24 protein-coding genes and 1 tRNA gene are annotated in these 25,227 nt (G+C 70.9%); 22 read left to right on the top strand and 3 right to left on the bottom strand.

The window, feature by feature from the left end:
• Positions 1 to 23: 23 nt before the first annotated feature.
• Positions 24 to 1,031, bottom strand: coding sequence for an RluA family pseudouridine synthase (locus AC0IW9_RS22300; protein WP_471650504.1), 1,008 nt, complete (start codon positions 1,029 to 1,031; stop codon positions 24 to 26).
• Between AC0IW9_RS22300 and AC0IW9_RS22295 the strand changes: the two genes are divergently transcribed.
• From AC0IW9_RS22295 to AC0IW9_RS22285, 3 genes are all read left to right on the top strand, one after another.
• Positions 1,012 to 1,287: a DUF6476 family protein gene (locus AC0IW9_RS22295; RefSeq protein WP_471650503.1), complete on the top strand. Its 276-nt coding sequence runs from the start codon at positions 1,012 to 1,014 to the stop codon at positions 1,285 to 1,287. The genes AC0IW9_RS22300 and AC0IW9_RS22295 overlap by 20 nt on opposite strands.
• The gene (locus AC0IW9_RS22290; protein WP_471650502.1) at positions 1,284 to 1,460 is read left to right on the top strand and encodes a DUF2256 domain-containing protein; all 177 of its coding nucleotides are present in this window, start codon (positions 1,284 to 1,286) and stop codon (positions 1,458 to 1,460) included. The genes AC0IW9_RS22295 and AC0IW9_RS22290 overlap by 4 nt, the downstream gene beginning before the upstream one ends.
• A 42-nt stretch (positions 1,461 to 1,502) precedes the next feature.
• A tRNA-Glu gene (locus AC0IW9_RS22285) sits at positions 1,503 to 1,578 on the top strand.
• A gap of 463 nt (positions 1,579 to 2,041) precedes the next feature.
• On the opposite strand, the gene AC0IW9_RS22280 is transcribed toward AC0IW9_RS22285, so the two are convergent.
• Positions 2,042 to 2,254, bottom strand: a complete 213-nt coding sequence (locus tag AC0IW9_RS22280; protein WP_471650501.1) for a hypothetical protein — start codon at positions 2,252 to 2,254, stop codon at positions 2,042 to 2,044.
• Between the two features lie 514 nt (positions 2,255 to 2,768).
• Here AC0IW9_RS22280 and AC0IW9_RS22275 point away from each other — a divergent pair.
• From AC0IW9_RS22275 to AC0IW9_RS22185, 19 genes are all read left to right on the top strand, one after another.
• Positions 2,769 to 4,559 carry an HAD family hydrolase gene (locus AC0IW9_RS22275; protein WP_471650500.1) on the top strand — a complete coding sequence of 597 codons (1,791 nt, stop codon included), beginning with the start codon at positions 2,769 to 2,771 and terminating at the stop codon, positions 4,557 to 4,559.
• A complete protein-coding gene (locus tag AC0IW9_RS22270; RefSeq protein ID WP_471650499.1) occupies positions 4,556 to 5,701 on the top strand; it encodes a hypothetical protein in 1,146 nt (381 codons plus the stop codon). The genes AC0IW9_RS22275 and AC0IW9_RS22270 overlap by 4 nt, the downstream gene beginning before the upstream one ends.
• The gene (locus AC0IW9_RS22265) at positions 5,698 to 6,621 is read left to right on the top strand and encodes a galactosyltransferase-related protein (RefSeq protein ID WP_471650498.1); all 924 of its coding nucleotides are present in this window, start codon (positions 5,698 to 5,700) and stop codon (positions 6,619 to 6,621) included. The genes AC0IW9_RS22270 and AC0IW9_RS22265 overlap by 4 nt, the downstream gene beginning before the upstream one ends.
• Entirely contained in the window at positions 6,618 to 7,703 is a 1,086-nt protein-coding gene (locus tag AC0IW9_RS22260; RefSeq protein WP_471650497.1) for a glycosyltransferase, read from the top strand. The genes AC0IW9_RS22265 and AC0IW9_RS22260 overlap by 4 nt, the downstream gene beginning before the upstream one ends.
• Positions 7,700 to 9,007, top strand: coding sequence for an MFS transporter (locus tag AC0IW9_RS22255; protein ID WP_471650496.1), 1,308 nt, complete (start codon positions 7,700 to 7,702; stop codon positions 9,005 to 9,007). The genes AC0IW9_RS22260 and AC0IW9_RS22255 overlap by 4 nt, the downstream gene beginning before the upstream one ends.
• Positions 9,008 to 9,171: 164 nt before the next feature.
• Positions 9,172 to 10,371 carry an inositol-3-phosphate synthase gene (locus AC0IW9_RS22250; protein WP_471650495.1) on the top strand — a complete coding sequence of 400 codons (1,200 nt, stop codon included), beginning with the start codon at positions 9,172 to 9,174 and terminating at the stop codon, positions 10,369 to 10,371.
• A gap of 2 nt (positions 10,372 to 10,373) precedes the next feature.
• The gene (locus tag AC0IW9_RS22245) at positions 10,374 to 11,285 is read left to right on the top strand and encodes a hypothetical protein (RefSeq protein ID WP_471650494.1); all 912 of its coding nucleotides are present in this window, start codon (positions 10,374 to 10,376) and stop codon (positions 11,283 to 11,285) included.
• Positions 11,285 to 12,400 (top strand): class I SAM-dependent methyltransferase, encoded by a 1,116-nt coding sequence (locus AC0IW9_RS22240; RefSeq protein WP_471650525.1) that lies wholly within the window; start codon positions 11,285 to 11,287, stop codon positions 12,398 to 12,400. The genes AC0IW9_RS22245 and AC0IW9_RS22240 overlap by 1 nt, the downstream gene beginning before the upstream one ends.
• A gap of 2 nt (positions 12,401 to 12,402) precedes the next feature.
• A complete protein-coding gene (locus AC0IW9_RS22235; RefSeq protein ID WP_471650493.1) occupies positions 12,403 to 13,446 on the top strand; it encodes a Gfo/Idh/MocA family protein in 1,044 nt (347 codons plus the stop codon).
• Positions 13,437 to 14,282 carry an MBL fold metallo-hydrolase gene (locus AC0IW9_RS22230; protein ID WP_471650492.1) on the top strand — a complete coding sequence of 282 codons (846 nt, stop codon included), beginning with the start codon at positions 13,437 to 13,439 and terminating at the stop codon, positions 14,280 to 14,282. The genes AC0IW9_RS22235 and AC0IW9_RS22230 overlap by 10 nt, the downstream gene beginning before the upstream one ends.
• A complete protein-coding gene (locus AC0IW9_RS22225) occupies positions 14,279 to 15,760 on the top strand; it encodes a YcaO-like family protein (protein WP_471650491.1) in 1,482 nt (493 codons plus the stop codon). The genes AC0IW9_RS22230 and AC0IW9_RS22225 overlap by 4 nt, the downstream gene beginning before the upstream one ends.
• 2 nt (positions 15,761 to 15,762) lie before the next feature.
• Positions 15,763 to 16,608: a sugar phosphate isomerase/epimerase family protein gene (locus AC0IW9_RS22220; protein ID WP_471650490.1), complete on the top strand. Its 846-nt coding sequence runs from the start codon at positions 15,763 to 15,765 to the stop codon at positions 16,606 to 16,608.
• Positions 16,605 to 17,846 carry a glycosyltransferase family 4 protein gene (locus AC0IW9_RS22215; RefSeq protein WP_471650489.1) on the top strand — a complete coding sequence of 414 codons (1,242 nt, stop codon included), beginning with the start codon at positions 16,605 to 16,607 and terminating at the stop codon, positions 17,844 to 17,846. The genes AC0IW9_RS22220 and AC0IW9_RS22215 overlap by 4 nt, the downstream gene beginning before the upstream one ends.
• Positions 17,843 to 18,601 (top strand): PIG-L deacetylase family protein, encoded by a 759-nt coding sequence (locus tag AC0IW9_RS22210; RefSeq protein WP_471650488.1) that lies wholly within the window; start codon positions 17,843 to 17,845, stop codon positions 18,599 to 18,601. The genes AC0IW9_RS22215 and AC0IW9_RS22210 overlap by 4 nt, the downstream gene beginning before the upstream one ends.
• Positions 18,598 to 19,251 carry a uracil-DNA glycosylase family protein gene (locus AC0IW9_RS22205; protein ID WP_471650487.1) on the top strand — a complete coding sequence of 218 codons (654 nt, stop codon included), beginning with the start codon at positions 18,598 to 18,600 and terminating at the stop codon, positions 19,249 to 19,251. The genes AC0IW9_RS22210 and AC0IW9_RS22205 overlap by 4 nt, the downstream gene beginning before the upstream one ends.
• Positions 19,248 to 20,270, top strand: coding sequence for a UDP-glucose 4-epimerase GalE (galE, locus tag AC0IW9_RS22200; RefSeq protein ID WP_471650486.1), 1,023 nt, complete (start codon positions 19,248 to 19,250; stop codon positions 20,268 to 20,270). Before AC0IW9_RS22205 ends, galE begins: the two co-directional genes overlap by 4 nt.
• Positions 20,271 to 20,272: 2 nt before the next feature.
• Positions 20,273 to 21,970: a glucans biosynthesis glucosyltransferase MdoH gene (gene mdoH / locus AC0IW9_RS22195; protein ID WP_471650485.1), complete on the top strand. Its 1,698-nt coding sequence runs from the start codon at positions 20,273 to 20,275 to the stop codon at positions 21,968 to 21,970.
• Positions 21,971 to 22,043: 73 nt separating this feature from the next.
• Positions 22,044 to 22,853, top strand: a complete 810-nt coding sequence (locus tag AC0IW9_RS22190) for an SDR family NAD(P)-dependent oxidoreductase (protein ID WP_471650484.1) — start codon at positions 22,044 to 22,046, stop codon at positions 22,851 to 22,853.
• On the top strand, positions 22,850 to 23,374 hold the full coding sequence (locus tag AC0IW9_RS22185; protein WP_471650483.1) for a 2'-5' RNA ligase family protein: 525 nt from the start codon (positions 22,850 to 22,852) through the stop codon (positions 23,372 to 23,374). The genes AC0IW9_RS22190 and AC0IW9_RS22185 overlap by 4 nt, the downstream gene beginning before the upstream one ends.
• A gap of 87 nt (positions 23,375 to 23,461) precedes the next feature.
• Here the strand turns inward: AC0IW9_RS22185 and AC0IW9_RS22180 are convergent, their stop codons facing one another.
• On the bottom strand, positions 23,462 to 24,946 hold the full coding sequence (locus AC0IW9_RS22180; protein ID WP_471650482.1) for a sensor domain-containing diguanylate cyclase: 1,485 nt from the start codon (positions 24,944 to 24,946) through the stop codon (positions 23,462 to 23,464).
• Positions 24,947 to 25,227 lie beyond the last annotated feature (281 nt).

Genomic DNA, 25,227 nt, shown 5'->3' with positions numbered 1-25,227 from the left:
CAAAAACCGACTGCCTGGGTTGGTTACTCGTGGTTACGGTCCAAGGCCTCCAGCAATGCGGCGAAGTCCGCCGGAGGGGGGACGGAGAAACTGAGCGGCTGCCCGGAGACGGGATGGCGGAAGCCCAGGGTGGCGGCGTGCAAGGCCTGGCGCGGGAAGGCCAGCAGGGTGGAGCGGGCCGGCTCGGCCAGGGATTTGGCCGCGCCGGGCGTGCGCCGAAGATAGACGGGATCTCCTACCAAAGGGTGACCGATCTCGGTGAGGTGTACCCGGATCTGATGCGTCCGGCCGGTGGCCAGCTTGCAGCGCAGCAGGGCGCAGGCGGTGCCCCAGGCACGCTGGGTGGCATAGCGGGTCAGGGCATGCTTGCCGTTCCGGGTCACCACCGCCATCCGCTTGCGGTCGGCCGGGTGGCGGCCGATGTCGCCCTCCACCTCCCCCACCAGGGGCTGCGGCAGGCCCCAGACCAGGGCGAGGTATTCCCGGTCCAGGTCGCGGTTGGCGAAGGTCTCGGACAGGGTGCGCAAGGCACGTTCGGTCTTGGCGACGACCATGACGCCGGAGGTATCCTTGTCCAGCCGATGAACGATGCCTGGCCGCTTCTCCCCGCCGATGCCCGGCAGATCCTCCCCCGCATGGGCCAGCAGGGCATTGACCAGGGTGCCGTCCTGGTTGCCCGGGGCGGGGTGGACCACTAGGCCGGCTGGCTTGTCGAGGACGATGAGGTCGCGGTCCTCGAACAGGATGGTCAGCGGGATGTCCTGCGGCAGGGGGATCGCGGCTACCGCGGCGGGGACCGCGATGCGGTAGGTGCTGCCGGGGCGAATCGCCTCCGAAGCGTCGCGCATCGGCGCGCCGTCCCGGCTGACCGCCCCTTCGATGATCAGCGCCTTGACGCGGGAGCGCGAGAGCGAACCTATCGCCTCCGCGAGGAAGCGGTCGGCGCGGATGCCGGCCTGGTCCGGGGCGGCGGTGACGGCCAGGATTTCGGCGGCGGAGGGGGATGAATCGGTGGGTGCGCTCAAGGTCATGGTCGTTGTGATGGGGGTGCTGATCATTGGCGGCACCGTGACGCTGGTGACGATGCTCGTCCAGCGCGCCGGTGGCGGCGGCGCGGCGGCGGGGTGGCAATTGGGGCTGGACCAGCCGGACGGGGCGCGGATCGGCAGCGTCGCGGCGGTGGATGGCGGCGTCGGGGTGCTGGTGCAGCGGCCGGATGGCGACCGGGTGCTGGTGGTGGATCCGAAGCGGGGCAAGGTGGTCGGCGAGATCCGGCTGGGCCGGTGACCCGCAAGGCGGTCCTGCCGGAGAAGATCTGCGCCGCCTGCGGGCGGAGCTTCGCCTGGCGGCGGAAATGGGCCCGGGACTGGGAGCAGGTACGCTACTGTTCCGACGCCTGCCGGGAGGGTCGCTACGGGGCAGCGAAGGCGAAATTGGAAAAGCGTCCGAAGGGTGCTTGATCCGCTGCGGCTTGGAGGGTAGAAGGCGCGCCTTGCCACCGGGTCCCCATCGTCTAGAGGCCTAGGACACCGCCCTCTCACGGCGGTAACAGGGGTTCGAATCCCCTTGGGGACGCCATCCTTTTCATAAGGATGTGGACGCGGCGGCAAGATATCCCAGGCTATCGTAGCAACCCGCAACAGCTTCGGCGCATGAGCATCAGAAGGCGATGTCACAGGCCGGGTAGCCGTCCTTTCCGAGGCGCTTAGCCAATATTCGCCTGCGCTGTGGCGGCTCCTCTCCATCCGCTGGCTGCACCGCCGGCTCTGCTTTCGGAAGCAGAAACCGTTCAGCCCTCGACAGGCCTGTCATCTGCACCGTTTGTATTGCCGAAGCGTAGCAACAAGGGCGGCATAAGCAGGCGGCCCGTCCCTGATGCGCTCGGGGCGGTGGTGACCTGCCGCCGCCGCCCGCGCTCTCTAGCCCGAGGGGCAATCGGCCCTGGCGGCTCAATCAGGCGCCCTGGAAGATGCCGCCGGAGGCGTTGGGCGGCGGGCCGGCGTCCGCTCCGCCTTCCTCATCCATCGCCGATCATTGCAGCTCAGGTTTCGAACTGGCCCGGCACCGCGATCGACGCCAGCAATTTGGCATGCTGCGATTGCTGCTCGAAATCATTCGCCAGGAGAAGCAGACTTTGCTGCGACGTCTGATCAGGCAGCAGGCCGGCGATCCGGCGGCACTCGTCTGCCTTGTGCTTGAACCACTGCGAATCCCAATGGCTCTCAAATCCGGCAGGCTTTGATTCCGGCATCATGGCGAACCGTCCCCTTCGCTGATGGTGAAACGTATCCTGGGAACGCTTTGCCGCCGCTGTCGGCACCCGGACTTTCAGGCTTGCCGAAAATTTTCTCGCCGAGATGCGGGCATGGCGCAGCCGAGGGCCTGAGCCAAGGACACGGGTCGCCCGATGGGCGCGGCGCGGTCAGCGGCGCCTGCCGAAACGTCACCCGGCGGGCATATTCCGACAGGTTGACAAATCTCCATCCGTCTCAAAGTGAGCGCCTGATATGCGGCTGTTTGATACATATTGGTGTTGTTCGTAATAAAACGAGGTCGGATTGTTCGTATTGCATTTGGCGTTAGGAGGATGCCTCAAGGCTCGCCCGGTCCAATTCGGAATTACGGCAGATACCGGCGGACATATTGCTTACGTACTGGACGCCGCCACTAAACAGTCTGAAGAATGCGGTGTAAAATCCGTATCGATAGTTTCAAGATTATTCGAAGATGGCGTTCTGGGGCACGAGTATTCGCAAACCCGCGAACGCATGAACCCGAAGACGACGATCGATCGGATCGCCACGCCATGCCGCAGATATCTGGAGAAGGAGGCACTCGCCGATGATCTGCCGGCCTTCACCCAGGCCTTCTGCAGCCACCTCGCCGCACTCCCGCACCTGCCCGACGTGATCCATGCCCATTTCGCCGATGCCGCCGCGGTGGCGCTGACGGCGAGGGCCCGCTTCGGCATTCCATTCGTCTATACGCCGCACGCCCTTGGCATCCAGAAGCGCGACAGCAGGATCCCTGCCCCCGGCATGGAGCTGCGCATCGCAGCCGAGCGTCAGGCCATTGCCGCGGCCGACGCGATCATCGTGTCCAGCCAGGACGAGGCCGATAATCAGATCAGCGCCTATGGCGTTGTGGCCTCCGCACGCATCCACCCTATCCTGCCGGGCGTGCCGCAGCAGCCGGCACCCGCAGCGCATGCCGGCCTCGCCGCAGAGCTCGGGGAATGGCTCGACGATCCCGCCAAGCCGATCGTCCTGGCGATAGCCCGCCCGGTCCGCAAGAAGAACCTCGCCGCGCTCCTTCGCGCCTATGCAGCCAGCCCGGCGCTGATGGCCCGTGCCAACCTCATCATCCTCGCCGGCCGGCACGATGGCTATCATGGCTCGACGGAGGAGCAGCAGGTGATCGGCGAGCTCAGGCAGCTCAGCGACGCACCGGCCCTCCGGGGCCGCGTCGCGCTGCCGCCCCGGCATGATCCCGCCGATGTCGCCGCCCTGTATCAGCGTGCCGCCGCCGGTGGCGTTTTCGTCAATGCCGCCCTGCACGAGCCCTTCGGGCTCACCCTCATCGAGGCGGCCGCAGCCGGTGTGCCCGTGGTGGCCACCCGCCACGGCGGTCCGGCCGAGATCCTCCGAAGGCTTGGCCACGGCCTGCTTATCGATCCGCAGGACGAGGCCGCCATCGCCGATGCCTGCCTGAGCCTCGTCGCCGATCCGGCACGCCATGCCCGGCTCGCCGCGGCCGCACGACGCAACATCCATCTGTACAGCTGGACCGATTACGCGGCGCGGTCGGTCGCCCTCTATGCCTCGCTCCGCCGGCGACCGCGCCTCCTGGTCTGCGACATCGATGGCACCCTGACCGGGTGCCGCAGCGGGGCGAGCGCCTTCGCGGCCTGGCGGGCCCGCCGCGCATTGCCCTTCATCGTGGCGACCGGCCGGCCGTTCGACACGGCGCGCGCCATCCTGAGGGACTGGCAATTGCCGCTACCCGACGCCTTCATCGTCGACGTCGGCACCCGCCTCATGCTGCCCACGGTGGATGGCGGCTGGCAGGAATGTCCCCGCTACGCGACGCAGCTCGCCGAGGGTTGGGACCGAGCCGCGGTCGCCGCCACCTTGGCGGGCCTCGACCTCGTGCCGCAGCCCGCGGCAACCGCCGGCATGTTCAAGCTCAGCTATTTCGGCGCACAACGGGACGCGGAGGCGATCCGGGCGGCACTGGCGGCGGCCGGGCTCAGCGCCCGCGTCATCCACTCGCATGGCCGGTTGATCGATGTCCTGGCGCCCGGCGGCGGCAAGGCGGCGGCGATCGCCGCCTATGCGGCGCAGCGCGGGATCACCCTGGCCGATTGCGTCGCGGCGGGCGACAGCGGCAACGACCTCGACATGCTGGATGCCTGCGGCCATGCCATCGTCGTCGGCAACGCGGATGCCGACCTCGACCGGCTGCGGCGTCGCCACGGGCTGCGCCGCGTGGCCAGGCACCATGCCGCCGGAGTGATGGAAGGACTGGCAGCCCTCGGCCTGAGCACCGCCGCGGCATGAAGCGGCCCTTCGGCTACTTCGTCCATCACCAGGGGCGCGGCCATGCCGAACGCTGCGCGGCCATTGCGCAGGCGCTGCCGGACGATCGGCCGCTGACGATCTTCTGCGCGCGCGGCGACATCTTCCCGGCCCTGCCGGCCAATGCGCAGATCCTGCAGGTCCCTTCCCTCTTCGAGCCGCGCGGCGACGAGGTCCCGGGCATGGACCATATCGCCACCCCGGCGACCCTGCATTGCGCGCCGCTCGGCTGGCCGGGCATCCGCAGTGCCATGGCGACCATGACCCGGTGGTTCGACCAGGCAGACCCGGCGCTGATGATCTGCGACGTCTCGGCGGAGGTGGCCCAGCTCGCCCGGATCTGCAGCGTGCCGCATGTGAAGGTGCTGCAGCACGGCGATCGTGACGACGCCGGCCATCGTGCCGCCTATGACGGCGCCGCCGGATTGCTGGCCCCGTTCCACGCCGAGCTGGCGCAGCCGGAATGGCCGGGGACCATGCGGGCCAAGACCTGCTTCGCCGGCGGGCTCGGCGTCGATACCCGGGCCATCGACCGGGCGGCGGCACGCCGGCGCATCGGCATCGGCGCGGAGGAGGACATGGTCCTGGTCCTGGCCGGCGGCGGCGGCAATGGCTTCAGCCAGGGCCCCATCGCCGTCGGCGCCCGCAGCCGCCCGGAGGCACGCTGGATCACGATCGGCCGGATCGAACGCGACTGGCACGCGACGGAGCCGGCCAACCTCGAGCATCGCGGCTGGGTCGATACCGCGGCGGACCATATCGCGGCCGCCGATATCGTCATCGCCTCGACCGGGAATACCACCTGCCAGCAGATCCTCGCCGCGGCGCGACCCTGGCTCGCGGTGCCGGAATGGCGGTACTTCGACGAGCAGCACCGCAAGGCGCAGGCGCTCGCCGCGGCGGGGGTGGCCAGCGTCAGGCCGCATCTGCCCTCCTCCGCCACGGCCTGGCAGCACGCGCTCGCACAGACCTTGGCCGAGCACCGCCCCGCCGCGCAGCGCGCGCTGGTCGAGGATGGCCCGGCCGGCAAGGCCGCCGCCTGGCTCGAACATCTTGCCGGCACGCTCTGGTCCGGCCGCCCATCGCACCATCCATCCCGCCGCTCGGAGCCCGAAGACGCATGACGCCTGCATCGGTCGTAACGCTTGCCGGAGGAAGACCGGACCACCTGTGCAACCTGGTGCTCGGCCTCTGCCGCCAGGAGGTCCTGCCGGTCGAGCTGCTCGTCGCCGTCATGCAGGACACGCCCTATCGCCTGCCGGAGGCGCCCTTCCCGGTCCGGCAGGTGATGGTCCAGGCGACCCCGCTGCCGCTGGCGGCCGCGCGCAATGCCGCGGCCCGGGCGGCCGAGGGGAAGGCGCTGATCTTCCTGGACATGGACTGCATCCCGTCGCCGACCCTGGTCTCCGACTACACCCGGGAATTGGAGGCCTTCGAGGGCCTCCTGATGGGCGAGGTCATGTATCTGCCCGGCGGTGCGGCGGCGGAGGGACTGCGCTTCGATGCCTTCGCCGCCAGCGCGGTGCGCCATTCCGACCGGCGCGGCCCGCCCCCTGCGGGCATCGAGCCCTGCGCCGACTACCGCTGCTTCTGGTCGTTGAACTTCGCAATGCGGCGTGATGCCTTCCTTGCGGCCGGCGCCTTCGATGAGCGCTACATCGGCTATGGCGGGGAGGATACCGACTTCGGCAAGTCGCTCGCCGGCCAGGGCATCCCCATCGCCTGGATGAAGGGCGGGCTTGCCTATCACCAGTATCATCCGCACCACATGCCGCCGGTCCATCACCTCGACAGCGTCGTCCGCAACGCGCAGCTGTTCGAGGCGAAATGGGGCTACCGGACGATGGGGCATTGGCTGCATGCCTTCCGCCTGATGGGCCTGATCGACGATGCCCCGGGCAGGCCCATCCGCATCCTGCGTCGTCCGGGTGCCGAGGACCTGGCGCTGACCGGGCAGCAGAGCCATCAGCCCTATGCCAATACCGCCAGCGTCATCCGCGTGCTGGAACAGCGGGCCATGGGCATCACCCGTGCGGCGTCATGAGGATTGCCGTCCTCGCGCATGTCCGCCAGCCGATCGCCGAGCCCTTCATGGGCGGCATGGAGGCCCATGCCTGGCACCTGACCGCCGGGCTGGAGGCGCGGGGCCATGAGGTGGTGCTCTTCGCCGCGGGCGACAGCGACCCGCGCTTCGCCCTCGATCCGGTCCTGGCCGAGCATTACGAGAAGGTCTTCCCCTGGGCGGAGCATCGCGGCAGCGCGCCGCTGATCGCGCATGTTGATGCCGGCTTTGCCGCCGCCGGGGCGCGGATCGCCGCCGGCGGCTTCGACGTGGTGCACAACAACAGCCTGCATCGCTTCCCGTTGGCCTGGCCGGGCGGCGGCGGCGTGCCGACGGTGACCTCGTTGCATGTCCCGCCCTTCGATGCCCTGCGCTGGTTCGTGCGGGACAGCGCCGGCCCGGCGCATCGGATCACGGTCACCTCCGCCAGTCAGATGAAGGCATGGTGGCCGGATGATACGCCGGAGGAGGTTTCCGTCCTGCACAACGGCATCGACCTTGCCGCCTGGCCCTATCAGGAACACGGCGACGGCAGCGCGGCATGGTGCGGCCGGATCACGCCGAACAAGGGTACGCATCTGGCCGCCGAGGCGGCCCGGCGGGCCGGCCTGCCGCTGACCATCTTCGGCACCATCGAGGATCCGGCCTATTGGCAGGAGCAGGTGGCCCCCCTGCTCGGCGACGGAATCCGTTACGGCGGGCATATCGGCAGCGCGGCCCTCGCCGGGGAGCTGGGCCGGGCATCGGTCTTCCTCTTCACCCCATGCTGGGACGAACCATTCGGTCTGGTCGCCGTCGAGGCGATGGCCTGCGGCGTCCCGGTCGCCAGCTTCGACATGGGTGCCGCGCGCGAGGTGGTCGCCGAGGCCGGTGCCTTCGCCGCGGCGAACGACGCCGCGGCCCTGGCCCGGGCGATCCCCGCCGCCATGGCGATCCCCCGCCGGATACCCCTGGAACGCGTGACGCGCCTCTTCACCCGGGACATCTGGCTCGACCGATGCGAGGTTCTCTATCGGCAGGCGCGCGCCGATGCCGGCAGGACCGGCGGCGCAGAGCGAGCGTGAGCCGCGTGCCATCGCGCCGGCGCTTCCCGACCTTCCTCGATCCCGCGGGTCGCCGGCTGCTGATCCTCGCCCTGTATGGCTACCAGGGCCTGGTCGCCGGCTTCGGCATGACCGCCCTGCCGAACCATTTCGCCGAGCTCGGGGCGACGGTCGGGGCGATCGGCGGCTATATGGCGATGGTCGGCCTGCCCTGGGCCCTGCAGCCGCTCTGGGGGCCGCTGGTCGACCGGTTCGGGCGGGCCCGGATGGGGCGGCGGCGGTTCTGGGTGGTGCTGGCGCTGGCCGGCGCCCTGGCCTCGCTGGCCTGCCTGCCCTTGGCCGGGGATGGCCCGGCGGCCCTGGCACGGCTGGGCCCCTTGCTGCTGCTCCACAGCGGCTTCGCGGCCCTGCTCGATACCGCGGTCGATGCGATGATCATCGACCGCGTGCCGGTGGAACGGCTCGGTCAGGCGACGGCCCTGACACGGACCGGCTTCGTCACGGGGACCGCGGTCGGTGCGGTGGTATTCGCCTGGATGATCCCGGCCCATGGGCTGGCCACGGCTGCCTTGCTGCTGCTGCTGCTCGGCACCGCGGCCATGGTCATTGCGCTGATCGTCCGAGAGGCGGACGGCGACCCCGTGTTGTCGTCGCGGCATGACGCGGCCAGGGCGGAGCCCGTGGATTCGTACCGTGTCCTCCTCCTGCGGCTGTTCTCGGCGATGCGGCAGCCGGCTGCCCTGGCCCTGCTCGCGCTCTGCATCGCCGAGGAAGCCGCGACGGCCGTCCTCGGCGTGCATCTCGGCGTCGAGATGATCCAGCGCGGCGGCTGGGATGCGGTGTCCCTGTCGCGCCTGCAAGGCGCGCTGGCGCTGCTCGGCGGCACCGCCGGTGCCTTGCTGATCGGCCACTGGTCGGACCGGGTCGGGCATTACCGCGTGCTGCGCTGGCTTCTCGCCGGCTGTGCCGTCGCCTATGCCGCTGCCGCCGGGATGCTGATGGTGCCGCAGGCCGCCTGGCTCAGTGCCGGCGCCCTGGCGCTGTCGAGCATCGTGCCGGCGCTGGCTTTCGTCGCGCTGGCACCCGCGGTCATGCGCAGCAGCCGGGGAATCGGTGCGGCGACCCGCTTCGCCCTGTTCATGGCAGCGTTGAATCTCGGCGGCATCCTGGGCTCCGCAACCTCGGGCCTGGTCGGGACGCTGCTCTCGTCCTGGCAGATCGCCTTGGGTGGCGCCTGCATCTTCGCAGCCTGCGCCGCCGCGGCTCGCCGTCCGGAACGCTTGTTCGGTCCTGATGCCGACGACACTAAATCAAAACCAATATGACCATGACGATAGAACCAACAGCCGTCATGGCGAAATAACAACGTTCCGTTTCTGCTTTCACATGCTTGGTTTTGACAGGCACTCCGCTTTACGTGATCCAAGTCTTGTCTGGTGATTTTCCGGGCCACGCCAAAGTTCGCGTTTGTTGAGGAAGCGGGTGTGGAATGTCAGAAGTTGTCAGGCGGCGTCGGGTCGGTGTGGCCATTGTCGGGCTTGGTGGTGCCGTTGCGACGACGGCGGTCGCAGGCGTAGAATTGCTGCGGCGCGGCACGAACCGGATGGATGGGCTACCGCTCGCGCATGTCTCGGTTCCCGGCTTCGCTGGCTATGACGACCTGGTCTTCGGCGGCTGGGACATGAATGGCCAGAGCCTGGCCGATGCGGCCTCCGAGCATCATGTCCTGAACGACAACCAGCTCGCCGAGACCTCCGGCGCGCTGTCCGCCCTAAAGCCCTGGGCCGCGGTCGCCAGCAGCGCCTTCTGCCGCCGCATCGAGGGTGCCAATACGCGCGAGGCAAGCGGCCATCGTGCCGCCATCGGCGCCATCATCGAGGATCTCGAGCGTTTCAAGGTGACGAACAAGCTCGACGACATCGTCATGATCAACCTGGCATCCACCGAGCGGACCCCGGCCGATGCCGCTTCGCTGCGCAGCGCCGAGGCCTTCGGGCGTGCGCTCGACCGCGACGACGCGGATATCGGTCCCGCCATGCTCTATGCGGCGGCGGCGATCGAGGCCGGCGTGCCATATGGCAACTTCACCCCTTCCGTGGCGGCTGATGCGCCGGGGCTGACGGAGATGGCGCAGCGTCGCGGCGTGCCGGTCGCCGGCAAGGACGGCAAGACCGGGCAGACCCTGATGAAGACCGCCCTGGCGCCGATGCTGCGGGCGCGGTCGCTGCACGTGGATGGCTGGTTCTCGACCAACATCCTCGGCAACCGCGACGGCCAGGCCCTGGAAGACCCGGACAGCCTGAAATCGAAGCTCGGCACCAAGGGCCGGGTGCTGGACTCGATCCTCGGCTATCCCGTCGAGGACCATATCGTCGACATCCGCTACTACCGGCCGCGCGGCGACGACAAGGAGGCCTGGGACAATATCGACATCAGCGGCTTCCTTGGCCACCGCATGCAGATCAAGGTCAACTTCCTCTGCAAGGACAGCGTGCTGGCGGCGCCCTTGGTGCTCGAGATCGCCCGCGTGCTCGACCTCGCGCGGCAGCGCGGCGAGAGCGGTCCGCAGGAGCAGCTTTCGGTCTTCTTCAAGGCGCCGATGACCGCGAATGGCCGGGCGCCCGAGCATGCCTTCCACGTCCAGGAACGCATGCTGGAGGATTGGCTCGGCGCCGCCGCCGCGGAGTGACCATGGCCATCGCGGAACTGGGCCGGCGCGCCCCGCCGGACCTGCTGCCGGTGTTGCGGATGCTCGGCGACCTCAAGCGCATCCGCTCCTCCGGCCGTGACGGGTCGATCGCCGCACGGCTTTTTGCCGCGGCCTGGACCGATGTCGCGGCCGGGGTTCCGGTCGCCGACGTCGCGCGTCGCATCGTCTTCGATGCGCTGGCCGCGACGCAGCTTGGCGACCTGGATGCAGGCGTGCTGCAAACGTCGGGTGTCCCTGCGGATGAGGTCCGCCGCATCCGCAGGGAAGCGGCCGCGGCGGCGGCCGAGCCGCTCGATGCCGGCCTGCGGGAGTGGATCCTGCAGGCTCCCGCTGCCGCTGCGGCCGGGCCACCCCCGGCCTTCGTGGCGCGGCTCGCCGCCCAGCCACGGGCCGGGGCGACCTGCCCCGGGCGCGGCCGTCTGGTGCTGGAACCACCGGAGGATCATGCGGAGCATTGCGGCATCGTCGCCATCTGCGCCGTCGTGCTGGCTCCGGTCTGGGGGGCGCGGGCGGAGACGGTCTTCCTCGCCAGCCTCGCCCATCATCTGCACAACGCGCTGCTGCCAGATGCGGGCTTCGCCGGGGAGGTATTGCTCGGGGAATGGCTGGCGCCCGCCATGACGCGCGCCACCGCATTGGCGCTCGATGAACTGGCCCCCGCACCGCGTGCGGCGGTCGAGGCTGCCTGCCGGATCCTGCCCGATGTGACGACGCCAGAGGGCTGCGCCTTCAATGCGGCGGATACGCTCGACCGCGTGCTGCAGGTCGAACATCACCTGCGTGCCGCCGGTACCAGCATGGACTTCGTCCTGCGGGAGATGGAATTGGTCCATGCCGGGCCGGTGAAGTCCTTCCAGGACGCCGTGCTGGCGCGCATGGGGCTGGCGGCGTGATGGCCTCGATCCAGGCCGATACCGCCCATTCCGTGCGCGACGCCGACGGCACGCGCTGGCCGGCGCCGGATGGCATTCCCTTCCTGCGGTCCGGTCGCCGCGACCTGGCCGAGGCGGCCCTGGCACGTCTCGACGCCGGCGACAGGGACGCCGCCCTGGTCCTGCTGCTGGCCGATCAGGACGACTGGTGGCGTGGCCCGACGGCCGAGCCCGATGCCTTGCGGCGGCTGGTGCGCGATGCGGCCACGCTGAGCCTGCGGGAGGCGATGCGGTTGCTGGCCTGGGGGCCGGTCGCCGACTACTTCGCGCATCGTTGGTCCGACCCGACCTTCCTGGCTGGCCTCGCCCTGGTCGAGGCGCATTGGACAGCGCCGCGGCAGGCTTTCGAATTGGCCTGCGGCATCGGACATCATCTGCGCGAATTGTCCCGGCGCGGGGTTGCCGTCACCGGTGTCGACGTGGTCTTCGCCAAGCTCTGGGTCTGCCGCCATTGGGTGGCGCCGGAAGCGCAGTTGCTCTGCCTGGATGCGGCGCAGTCCTGGCCGATCGCAGAGCGCTTCGACCTCGTTGCCTGTCATGACGCCTTCTATTTCCTCGAGCCCAAGCCGCAGATCCTGGCCGACCTCCGGGCGCTGCTCGATCCCGGACGCGGGCTGCTCGCCATCGGCCATGTCCACAACAGCGACTGGGACAATCTTTCCGCCGGCGCGGCAATTCCGGCAGCCGAGATGGCGGCGCTGTTTCCGCAGGGCCTGCTCTACGACGATGCCGAGCTGACGCGGGCGCTGGCGGAGAACCGCATGCCCCGGCCGGCGCCGGCCAGCAGCCTGCAGCAGGCGGAAGCCTTCGCCGTTGTCGAGGGACCCGGCCTGCACCCGGCCCAGCCGGTGCGCGGCCTGCTGGCCCTGCCGCCCGCCGGGGCGTCCCTGCGGCGGAACCCGCTCTATGGTCCGGACGGGCGGATCGCCTGGCCCTCCGAGCGCTATGGCCATGAATACGGCCCACGCGCCACCTATCCCAGCAGCAGCGGGGCGCCCGACTGCGCGACGCTCGATGCAACGACAATCGAGGCGGCGCGGCGGCGCGAGCTGGTCGACCTGCCGGAGGGCTGGTGAGCATGCTGGACAGCATTGCGCCATCCGCCATGACCGCCGGGGAGGCCCTGGGCTGGGGCGTCATCGGCTTCGGCTGGGTCGCGCGCGATTATGGCGTGCCTGGGCTGCAGGCCGCCGGCGGGCGGCTGGTCGCGGTTGCGGATCCCAATGAGGCGGCGCGTGCCGAGGCGGCGACCCTGGGCGCCCGGGCCTATGCCGATACCGCACGGCTGCTGGCCGATCCGGCGGTGCAGGCGGTCTATGTGGCGACACCCAACCACCTGCATCGCGCCGCGGTCGAGGCCGCCGCCGCCGCCGGCAAGGCCGTGCTCTGCGAGAAGCCCGTGGCGGCGACCCTGGCCGATGCCGAGGCACTGGCCGCGGCGGTCCGCCGGTCCGGCATCCGCTACGGCACCGCCTTCGACCAGCGTCACCATCCCGCCCATGCCGCCATCCGCGACGCCATCGCCGGCGGCGCGATCGGCACCGTGACCGCGATCCGCATCGCCTATGCCTGCTGGGTCGATGCCGGCTGGGCGCGCGACAACTGGCGCGCCGATCCGGCACGGGCCGGCGGTGGCGCGCTGATGGATCTCGCGCCGCATGGGCTCGACCTGGTCGACTACCTGCTGGGCGAGCCGCTGGCCGAGGTTGCCGCGCTGACCCAGCGGCGGGTCCAGTCCTATGCGGTGGACGACGGCGCCATGCTGATCGGCCGCACCGTCTCCGGCGTGCTGGTGCAGTTGCATGTCGCCTACAATTGCCCCGAGGCCCTGCCGCGCCGGCAGCTCGAGGTCCTTGGCACGACCGGCCAGCTGGTCGCCGAGCGGACCATGGGCCAGACGCCGGGCGGCACACTGCATCGCATCGATGGCCGGCTCGGCCTGCGGATGCCGGTGCCGGTGCCCGATGCCGGGGCCTCGCCCTTCGCGCGGCAGATGGCGGCCTTCGCCGCTTGGCTGCGCGGCGAGGGACCGGCCGATGCATTTTCGATCGAACGCGATCTGCACACCATGCGGCTGCTGGCCCGCGCCTATGCCGCAGCGGAGACCACCGGATGCCCTTGAAGCCTTACGCCTGCGCCAATTGCGGGCATTGGCAGCGCTACTTCGCGCCGCCGCCGGACTGCCCGGTCTGCACCGATACGCGCAACGACCTGCCGGAGGATGGCTGGCGGTTCCTGCCGGTGGAGGCGGTCAAGCCGACCCTGCAAGGCCATTGGCGCCGGCTGGAACGCGACCTGGTCGCCTTCTCGACGACGCCGCCGCTCGGGTTGAACGGCACCGGCTGGCTGCTGCTGCACCCCGAGGGCAATGTCGCCTTCGAGGCCGCCCCCTTATACACCGACGACATGCTGGCCGAGATCGACCGGCTCGGTGGCATCCGCTTCCTCGCCGCCTCGCATGTGCATGGCTATGGCGCGCTCTGGCAATTGCAGGATGCGTTCAAGCCGGAGGTGCTGGCGATCCAGAAGGAAGACCTCTGGCTGACCAAGGCCTTCCGGGTCACCTGGCCCTACGACGACGCGCTGGAGCTGCGCCCGGGACTGACGCTGCATCATGTCGGCGGCCACTACGAGGGCCAGGCGGTGCTGCATGACGCGGGGCGGCGGATGCTGTTCTGCGGCGACGCCTTCAAGGTGGATCAGGACGAAGCCGGCCGGAACACCGCCGTCTCCACGCACAAGGCCTTCCACAAGTCGATCCCGCTGACCCCGGCGGAGATCCGCCGCTACCGCGCCGTCATCGCCGGGCTCGATTTCGACACCGTCTGCACGCCCTTCGAACATGCGCCAGGCATCGGCCGCGACATCGCCCTCGCCGTGCTGGACGACCAGCTCAGCGGACCGCCCGGCGTGCGGCATATCCCGATCGATGAATTGCACAGGAGAACCGCAGGATGAGCGCGAGCCCCGATCTGCAGGACGTGGCCGCGGCATTCCGCACCACGATGCCCACCGATTCCCATGTCTCCGTCTTCCCGATCGATGCGCTGGACCGGATCGGCATTCCCGTGGTGCAGGCCAACCTGATCCTGCGGGACGAGCCGGCCACCACCGGCTACGGCTACGGCTTCACGCCGATCGAAGCCGAGGTCGGCGCGCTCGGCGAGCTTTGCGAGGAAGTGCATGTCGGCGCCTGGGTGAAGCGGAACCGCGGCACCGTCGCCTCCTACGCCGCGCTGTGCCGCGAGCGGGGCGTGGCGGGCGTGGTCGATCCGCTGACCCTCTGCCTGCCCGCCGGCAGCGTCTGGACGCCGGACATGCCGCTCACCTGGGTGGAGGCGCAGCGCTGGCCCTCGGGCGAGCCGGTGATGGTGCCGCGCGAATGGGTGGCGGCCTATCCCTACCAGCTCGGCGAGCCGGCCAGGCTGATCACCCCGATCACCAACGGGCTCGGCGCCGGCCTCGACCTGCCGCATGCGATCGCCCATGGAATCATGGAGCAGCTGCAGCGCGACGGCAATGTCGTCACCTACCGGGCACTGGATCAGGGCGTGGTGGTGGAACCCGACGCGGTGGAGGAGCCGGAGGTGGCGGCGCTGCTGGCGCATATCCGCAGCCTCGGCATCGCGGTCACCGTTAAGCTCGCCTGCACCGACTTCGGCATCCCCAACCTCTACGTCGTCGGCGACGACCACGGCACGCCGACCGTGCCGGTGCAGGTGACCTCCTGCGGCGAGGCGGCGCATCCCGACCGGGCCCGCGGGCTGCGCAAGGCGCTGCTGGAGTTCTGCGGCTCGCGCTCGCGCAAGGCGGCGACGCATGGGCCGATCGACCTGGTCCGCGCCGCGCTGCCGGCCGACTACGTCGAGCGGCAGATCGGCGTGGCGATGCTCGAGGAGGAGGAGGGCCGCGCGCTGGAGGCGATGGCCGAGTGGGTGGGCCAGGATGCGGCGGAGCTGCGGCGGCGGCTCGGCGGCAATGTCTTCTCGGCGCGGCGGCAGGTGCCCTTCTCGTCCCTGCCCACCACGCCGGCGGCCGAGCTGGCCGATTCCGGCGACCGGCTGCGCTTCCTGACGGCACGCCTCGCCGAGGCGGGCCTGGAGACGCTGGTGATCGACTGCTCGCCGCCCGGCAGCCCGGTGAAGGTGGTGAAGACCATCGTGCCGGGCCTCGAGAGCGAGACGATGAGCTATCACCGCATCGGCTGGCGCGGCGTCGTGCGGCTGCGCGAACGCGGCGATGCGCTGCTGCTCGATGCGCCGCGCGAAGGCGCGCAGCGGGTGCGGCTGCGTCCCGAGGATGAGGCGAAGGCCGGCGGCCCCGCCTGGTTCGACGTGGCGTTGGCCGAGCGGATCGTCGGCCGGCTCTATCCGATGTACCGCGAGTGCGGGACCTTCTCGGCCCAGCTGCTGATGCAGAAGCGGAAGGCCGCCTGAGCATGGCGCTGCGCTTCGCCTACAACACCAACGGCGCCGCCAACCACCGGCTGGAGGATGCGGTCGCCCTGATCGCCGAGGCCGGCTACGACGGCGTGGCGCTGACCCTCGACCACCATCACCTCGACCCGATGGCCGAGGGCTGGGTGGCGCGGACCGAGGCGCTGGGCCGGCTGCTGCATGCCAAGCGGCTCGGCTGCGTGATCGAGACCGGGGCCCGCTACCTGCTCGACCCCCGGCGCAAGCACGAGCCGACCCTGCTGACGCCAAGCCCCGAGGGCCGGGCGCGGCGTGTCGCCTTCCTCGACCGGGCGCTCGAGATCGGCCAGATCCTCAACGCCGAGGCGGTGTCCTTCTGGGCCGGCGTGCCGTTGCCCGGCGTCGATCGCGGCGAGGCCGGTGGCTGGCTGCTGGAGGGGCTGGAGCAGGTGGTGGCCCAGGCCGGGCGGCGCGGCGTCACCGCGGCGCTTGAGCCGGAGCCGGGGATGCTGGTCGAGACGCTGGACGACTGGGCCCTGCTGCGGACGCGGCTGCCGCAACTCACCCTGGCGCTCGACCTCGGCCATTGCCTGGTGACGCAGGAACGCGAGCCGCCGGCGGCGGTGCGGGAATTCGCCGGGCAGATCGGCACCGTGGCGATCGAGGACATGCGGCGCGGCGACCATACGCACCTGCCCTTCGGCGAGGGTGACATGGATATCCCGGCCTGCCTCGGCGCGCTGGAGGGTATCGGCTTCGAGCGGCTGGTCTGCGTCGAGCTGTCGCGCGAGAGCCACCGCGCCGACCGGATGATCCCGCAGTCCCTGCAATGGCTGCGCCGCTGCCGCAAGGAGAGGGCCACCGCATGAGAATCCTGTTCTGCAGCCGCCGCTTCTTCCCGGCCATCTCCGGCATGAGCGTCTATGCCGTGAACCTGCTGCGGCAGCTCGTCGCCGCCGGGCATGACGTGACCATGGTCAGCCAGTATCGCGGCGATGCGGCCGGTACCCGGGTCTATGGCGGCGGGCCGCCGCCCGAGGTGCCCGGCGTCACCGTCATCGGCCGGCAGTCGCTGGGCGAGGAAGCCTTCGCCGAGCCGGGCGGCGCCGATTTCGAGCGCGACGTGGAGGACATGGTTTCGGTCATCCTGGCCGAGCATCGGAAGAAGCCCTTCGACCTGCTGCATGCGCAATACGGCTATCCCAATGGCTGGGCGGTGCTGCTGGCGGCGCGGCAGCTCGGCATCCCGACCGTCGTCTCCATCCAGGGCGGCGACGGCCACTGGGTCGGATCCTGCTGCGAGACCCACCGGCTCGGCATGCTGAACGTGCTGAACCATGCCAATGCCCTGCTGATCGGCTGCGAGAGCTTCGCCCAGGAAGTGGTCGAGCGGCTGGGCGTGGCGCGGGAGCGCTTCACCATCGTGCCGGGCGCGGTCGATACCTCGCGCTTCCACCCGGCTCCGGGCCATGTCCCGGGCGATGCGGCGGATCCCGTGCGGCTCTTCTACCACGGCCGCGTCGACCGGCGGAAAGGCTCGCTGGACATGATGGAGGCGCTGGCGCTGCTGCGCGCCCAGGGCGTCCGCTTCGCCGCCACCGTCTCCGGCATCGGGCCCGACTACGACAGCACGCGCGAGCTGGCGGAGAAGCTCGGCCTCGACGTGCGCTTCACCGGCTATGCCGATTACGACGCGGCGCCGGCGCTCTACCGCGACGCCGATGTCTTCGTCAGCCCGACCTATGCCGAGGGCTTCAGCAACACCATCCTCGAAGCCATGGCCAATGGCCTGCCCAGCGTGTCCTGCTACGCCGTCGGCGTGGTGGACTGCCTGCGGGACGAGGAGAACGGCCTGCTGGTGCAGCCTGGCGACATCCCGGCCCTGGCGGTCGCGCTGCGCCGGGTGATCGAGGATGCGCCGCTGCGGCGCCGGCTTGCGGCGAATGCCCTGGAGGAATGCCGCCGGACCTATTCCTGGGAGGCGGTCGGCCGGCAGATCATGGAGGTCTATGCCGCGGTGCAGGGCACGAAGCCCGACACCGGTTTCGATCCCGTGCTGCCGCGCGATCCCGATTGCCGCTTCCGCGCGGCGCCGCATCTGCTGTGATCCGACGCGCGCTCGCCGTGTCGCCGCATCTCGACGATGCGGCCTTCTCCTGCGGCGGGACGCTCGCGCGCCTGGCCCGGAGCGGCTGGGAGGTGACGGTCGCCACCGTCTTCACCCGGTCGGTGCCCACGCCGACCGGCTTCGCCCTGGCCTGCCAGCTCGACAAGGGATTGCCGGCCGACGTCGACTACATGGCCCTGCGCCGCGCGGAGGATGCCTCCGCCTGTGCGGCGCTCGGCGCCCGCCCGCTATGGCTGGACTTCGCCGAGGCGCCGCATCGGGGCTATGCCGATGCGGCCGCCCTCTTCGCCGCTCCCCGGGCGGAGGATGATGTCCTGGCATCGCTATGTGCCAGGTTCGGCGACCTGATGGAGGGCGCGCCGGATCTGATCCTGGCACCGCAGGCCATCGGCGGGCATGTGGATCACGTGCTGGTGGCCCTGGCGCTGCGGCTGGTGCTGCCGGCCGGGGCGCCGCCGGTGCTGTGGTGGACCGACTTCCCCTATGCCCTGCGTCCCCACAGCCACCCGGCCCGCCCTTTCGCCGAAGTCATGGCTGCGCTGCCGGAGCGGGCCGTCACCGGCGATGCGGCGGCACGGCTCGCCGCCTGCTCGGCCTATACGACCCAGATCGGCTTCCAGTTCGGCGGCGCCGCTGGCCTGGCCACGGCCCTGCAGGGTGCCGGACCGGTGGAGCGGCTGCGGGAACAGGGACAGGCGCCGCTGGACGGGTTCTGGGAAGCGACGGCGGCATGATCGCCGCCGTCGACGGCAGCACTGCCGGCAGGCCTCTGCTGGCCGACCCCCTGCAGCTCATGGCCCGGCGCGAGGCGCTCGCCGTGCCGCATGCCGCCCCGCTCGCGGCCTTCGCGGCAAGGCTGCGGCATTCGACCGGACGGGGTGTGCCGGATGCCGACCCCGCCGACGGCGGCGTCAGGGCGCGGCTGCTGCTGCTGCTCGAGACGCCCGGCCCGGCCATCGGCCTGACCGGCTTCGTCTCCCGCGACAACCCGGCGCCGACCGCGCGCAACCTCCGCCGCTTCCTGGCCGCGGCCGGCCTGGCCCGGAGCGAGACCCTGATCTGGAACGCCGTGCCCTTCGTCATCCAGGTGCCCGGTACCGGCAACCGGTCGCCCTCGCGGGCGGAACGCGAAGCGGGGCTGGCCCTGTTGCCGGCCCTGCTGGAGCTGCTGCCGGACCTGCAGGTGGCGGTGCTTGCCGGACGTGCCGCCGCGACGGCAGCGCCCTTCCTGGCCGCCGCGCGCCCGGGACTGCCGGTGCTGCGGATGCCGCATCCCAGCCCGACCTATGTCTGCACCAGCCCGGCCGTGCCGCAGCGCATCGCCGCTACCCTGGCCGAGGCTGCGGCCATCCTCGGCAGCCACCGCCGGAGCATCGCCCCATGAATGCCTCATCGACCATTCTGGTGACCGGCGGCGCCGGCTACATCGGCAGCCATGTCGTGCTGGCGCTGATCGACGCCGGCCTGCCGGTGGTCGTGCTGGACGACCTCTCCACCGGCAGCACGGCCGCCGTGCCGCCCGGGGTGCCGCTGGTCCGCGGCAGCACCGGCGATGTCGCCCTGGTGCGGGCGACCATGCGCCGCTACCGGGTCGAGGCGGTGGTGCATCTCGCGGCCTCCCTGGTGGTGCCGGACAGCGTGCAGGACCCGACCCGCTACTGGCGCAACAACGTGGCCAATACCCTGGCGCTGGCCGAGGCCTGCGTTGCCGAGAAGGTCGCGCGGCTGGTCTTCTCCTCGACCGCCGCCGTCTATGGCATCCCGGACCGGCTGCCGGTCGACGAGACCGCACCCTGCCGGCCGATCAACCCCTATGGCGCCTCGAAATACGCCGCGGAGCAATTGCTGCGGGATACCGCGGCGGCGCATGGGCTCGCCGTGGTGGCGCTGCGCTACTTCAACGTCGCCGGCGCCGATCCGGCGGGGCGGGCCGGGCAGCGCACCCTCGGCGCCACGCATCTGATCAAGGTCGCCTGCGAGGCGGCGCTCGGGCAGCGGCCAGTGGTCGCCGTCTATGGCACCGATTACGACACGCCCGATGGGACGGGCGTCCGCGACTACATCCACGTCACCGACCTCGCCCGCGCCCATGTCGAGGCGCTGCGGCATCTGGCGATGGGCGGTGAGGGAGCGGTGCTGAACTGCGGCTATGGCCATGGCCATTCCGTGCGGGCGGTGCTGCGTGCCGTGGAGAAGGCGGCGGGCGTCGTCCTGCCGGTGCAGCTGGCGCCGCGGCGTCCCGGCGACCCTCCGGCCATCGTCGCCGCGGCCGGGCGGATCCAGGCCTTGCTGGCCTGGCGCCCCGCCTTCGACGACCTCGACCGGATCGTCGCCGATGCGCTGACCTGGGAGCGGCGGATGCTGGCCTCCAATGGCGGTTTGCAGCGGATCCTGTCGGCCTAGGCATGGCATCATCCAGGCTGCCGCGGGAGCGGCTCGGGTTGCGCCGGACCGTCCTGGCCCTGCTGGTGCTGGGTCTGGCGGCCGGGCTCGTCGGCCTCGGCTGGAAGGTGCTGGCCGGGAATGGCTGGACCCTCTGGGAGGCGCTGATCCTGGTCTGTCTCGCGGCCAATGCACCCTGGCTCGGGCTTACGGCGGCGACCGGGATGGTCGGCTTTGTCCTGCGGCTGAGGGCATCCGCCGGCGCCGCGGCGTCGTCCCAGGTTCAGAGCCAGGCTCAGGATATCCGGGCGCGCACCGCCCTCGCCGTCTGCATCCGCCTCGAGGACATGGATGCGGTGCTGCCGCCGCTGACGCGGCTGCTGCGGAACCTGCGCGCGGCGCCGGATGACGGCGACCGCTTCGTGCTGGCAATCTTGTCGGACACGCCGGACGGCACCGCGGCCTGCCTCGAGGAAGCGGCCGCGACGCGATGCGGCGCCGGCTTTCCGGAGGGCGCGGTCCACTACCGGCGGCGGGCGGAGAATACCGGCTACAAGGCCGGCAACCTGATGGACTTCCTCGACGGAGGGGCCGCGGACAGCGAATTCGTGCTGGTGCTGGACGCGGATTCGATCATGTCGGCCGCCGCGGTCCGCAATCTGGTCCTCCGCATGCAGGCGGAGCCCGGGCTGGCGATCCTGCAGCCGACCATCGGCGGGCATGGCGCGGATACGCCCTTCAGCCGGCTATTCGGCTTCGGCCAGCGGCACGGCACGCGGCTCTGGGCGACCGGGCAGGCCTGGTGGCAGGGGCCGCAGGGCCCTTACTGGGGCCATAACGCGCTGATCCGCGTCGCCCCCTTCCGGCAGCATGCGCGGCTGCCCCTGCTGCCGGGTGGTAGCGCCATTCTCAGCCACGACCACGTCGAGGCGGCCCTGCTGCAAAAGGCTGGCTGGGCGGTGCGGGTGGTGCCCGAGGATGCCGGTTCCGCCGAACGGCATCCGCCCGACCTGCAGGCGCTGTTCAGCCGCGACCTGCGCTGGGCGGCCGGCAACCTGCAGTACCGGCACCTGCTGCGCCGGCCGGATCTCGGCGGGCTCGGCCGTTTCCAGATGCTGCAGGCGATCCTACATTATGCGCTGACGCCGCTCTGGTTCGCGCTGCTTCCGCTCGCGGCGGTGAATGCGGCGACGGGCGGCGGCGAGGGCACGTCCCGCCTCGCCTTGCTGGCCCTGCTGGGCTGCGGCGCGCTGGCCCTGAACCTGCCGAAGCTGGCCGGCTATGCCGAGACCTTGCTGCGGCCCGCGCGCCAGAGCCGGTGGCGGCTGCTGACGGTGATGGGACGGGAGCTCCTGCTGGGGCTGCTGGTCGATACCATCGCCGCCTTCGACCGGACCTGCATGCTGCTGCGCCTGGCGGGCGGCCTGGGCCAGGGATGGGAACCGCAGGCGCGGGCGGCACGCGGCCTGCGCTGGGCGGAGGCTGGCCGGCGCTTCGGCCCGCAGACTGCCGCCGGCCTGCTGCTCGGTGCCCTGTTCGCCAGCGCCGGGCCCTTTGCCCTGCTGGCCGCCCTGCCGGCCCTGGCGGGGCTGCTGCTGGCGGTGCCGGTGGCGGTGCTGACGGCGCGTCCCGATGCTGCCCGGCGGCGGGGCGGCAGCCTGACGGCCAGGATGCGCCAGGCGGTCGCATTCGGTCCCGGCAAGCCACCGGGCCATCCGTGACCCGGCCTCGCCCGGCCATCCGGGCCCGTTCCGCGGCGACCTGCAGAACCCCCGAGATGGAGCAAAGCCACCCATGACGCAGATGAACCGGACCTATCGCCGTGCCCTGGTCACCGGGGCGACCGGCGGCATCGGCGGGGCCCTGGCCCGTGCCCTGCCGGCGGCGACGGACCTGCTGCTGACCGGGCGCAATGCCGAGGCCCTGTCCGAAAGGGTGCAGGAGTTGTCACGGCCGGGACGCCGGGTCGAAGGGCTGACCGCCGACCTTGGCACCGATGCCGGCCGGGATCAGGTCGCCGCGGCGGCCGAGGGTTTCGCCGTCGACCTGCTGATCTGCAATGCCGGGCAAGGACCCTTCGGTGACTTCCTAGATGCCGAGGAAGCCGCGTTGCGCGCGACCGTCTCGGTGAATGTCATGGCGCCGCTGGTGCTGCTGCATCGCCTCCTGCCCGGCATGCTGGCGCGGGCCGATGCGGCGGGACGGCGGGCCGGGGTCATCGTGACTTCGAGCGGCGTCGCATTCTACCCGGTGCCGCGGCTGGCGACCTATGCGGCCTCGAAGGCCTTCGGCCTGTCGCTGACCGAGGCCTTGGCGGCAGAGCTCGACGGTGCGCCGGTGGATTTGCTGGCGCTCTGCCCGACGGCGACCCGAAGCCAGTTCGCCGAGCGGTCCGGCTATGGGCCGAGCCTGCCGGGGGCGCAGGACCCGTTGACGGTGGCGCGTGCGGCGCTGCGGGCCCTGGGACGGCAGCGGACGCTGACCCTCGGGCCGATCAGCGGCAGCGTGCTGACGGTACCGGCGCTGGTCAGGGCGGGGATGGCGCAGGCGATCTCGCTGCTGGTGCGGCGGGGCAGCGGGACAGGGTCGCGGCCGGTTCGATGACGCTGGCGCCGCTGATCCTGACGCTGCAACTGGATGCTGCCGCCCAGGCGCGGTTCGATGCCGAGCGGGCGACCCATTTCCCGGTGAAGCGGAATTACCTCGCCGCCCATCTGACCCTGTTCCACCATCTGCCGGGCGAGGCGATCGACGCCATCGACGCCCGGCTGCGGGCGGTCGGCACAGGCCGATGCAGCTTCCCGCTGGAGGTGCTGGGACCCTGGATGATGGGACGCGGGGTCGCCTATCGGCTGCGATCCCCCGCACTTGTCGAACTGCACGCCGGCCTGGCCAAGGCCTGGTGGGACTGGCTGACGCCGCAGGACCGCCAGTCCCTGCGGCCCCATATCACCATCCAGAACAAGGTGGATGCGGGCGAGGCGCGGGCGCTGCACGCGCGGCTGCAGGCGGGCTTCGTGCCCTTCGAGGTCAAAGGCATCGGCTTGCGGCTCTGGCATTACCAGGGGGGCCCCTGGGCGCCGGCGGCGGGTTATCAATTCCAGGACGCTGCGCACCCTGGCTGAGTGGCCCTGCCCCGCGACCGAGGATCACCCGAGGCCGCAACCGTCGTGGGGCATTGCCGGCGTCACCGTGCTGAGTGCCGCCCGCCCTCAGGCAGCCGCCAGGGCTGGCCGGGACATGCCGCCGACCACGACCCGATTGCGGCCCTGTCGCTTCGCCGCATAAAGGGCCTCGTCCGCGGCATGGACCAGCGCGGTCAGGGACCGGCCGGCGACGGGGAAGACGGCGCCGCCGATCGAGGCGGTCACGCGGGATACCGGGCCATGGCCATCGCCATAGAGGCCGGCGATCACCGAACGAAGCTCCTCCGCGCGGATGGCGGTACCGGCCCGGTCGCAACGGCGGAGGAGAACCAGGATTTCCTCCCCGCCCCAGCGGCATACCAGGTCCCCGGGCCGGACGTTGCGCGCGATGGCCGTCGCCACGTCCCGCAGCACGGTATCGCCCGCGTCATGCCCATGGGTGTCATTGATCTGCTTGAAGTGGTCGAGGTCGAAGAGCAGCACCGCCAGCGGTTCGGCGAGGCGCGCGGCCTGCGCCAGCACCAGGGCGGCCTGCGCTTCCATGGCCCGGCGGTTGCGCAGCCCGGTCAGCGGATCCTGCTCGGCTTGGGCGACGAGCAGCTCATGCAGCCGCCGACGCCGTCCCCAGAGCCGCGCCAGGTGCAGCTCGAGCGCCGAGGCGGCCAGCGCGCAGAGGATCACCGCATAGGCGGTATGCCAGAAGCCGCGCAGCTCCTCCTCGCTGTCGAAGACGACGGAGACCACGATGGGCAGGACGCTGGGCGAGCGATAGGCGGAGATGGTTTCCCGATGGAACAGGACGCTCTCGTAGCTGCTCTGCCCGTTCCGCGCCTGCCGCGCCGTGACAACCACGGGGTGGTCGGGCTCGGCCGGCCGGGCGATGTGCTGCTCGATATCGGCGCTGCGGGCCAGCATGGCGCCGTCCGAGAGCCGTCGCACCACGATCCGCCGCCCGGGGCCATGCACCAGCTGGCTCAGCGATTGCGAGAGCACGACGGGATCCAGCGCCACCACGCCGATGCCGAGCGGCACGCCATCGGCGCCGCGGAGGGTCTCCGAGACCATGATGCTCCAGCGGCCCGAGACCCGGCCGACCTGCGGCTTGCCGATGTAGAGGCCCTGGATGCCGCCCGTGAGATGCACGTGGAAGGCTTCGCGGTCCGCGACGGACAGGCCGATGGCCTCGGCGGCGGAGGACCAGGCGATGTCGCCAGCCCTGTCCACGACGCTGACCTGGAGCAGGCCGAACCGCCCGTCGCGGGCCAGCCCGCGGAGGTGGTTGTCGAGCGCGATGCCGGCGGTCGAATAGCTGTAGTCCAGCAGCCCGGCCTTGATCCGCAGCAGCTCATGGATGCTGGTCACCAGTTCGAAGGCGCGGAGGATGACCTGCTCGGCGGTTGCCGAGGCGGCCTCGGCTTCGGCGAAGGCGGCCTCGACCCGTGCCGCATGCATGCGCTGCAGCGCGATGCCGATGGACCCGGCGGCCAGAAGCGTAAGAAGGGCCCAGACGACGATGGGCAGGACCATCGGCTGCCGGATGGCCTCAGCCACGGGACGTCTCCAGGAGCGTGGGCCACGTGCCCTGGCGGTCCACAAGCCATATCCATGATGCATTACAAGGAAATACACTACTTATGGTTGATAGTGTGTCAGTTGCTGGCCGCGATGTCAGGCCTGAAGGTGCAATTCGCGATCACGTTGCCCGGCGGAGGGCGAGGCCGATCGCCTGGCTTGCCGGTGTCCTCCTCCTGCAGGCGGGAGGGGGTCTGATCGATGCGGACCCGTCGTGGTCCTCGCGGTATCGCACCAAAAATAAGACAATCCTCTCCTTT

The organism is Belnapia sp. AC561 (assembly GCF_979252845.1).
This window is presented reverse-complemented; position numbering and strand designations above follow the sequence as displayed.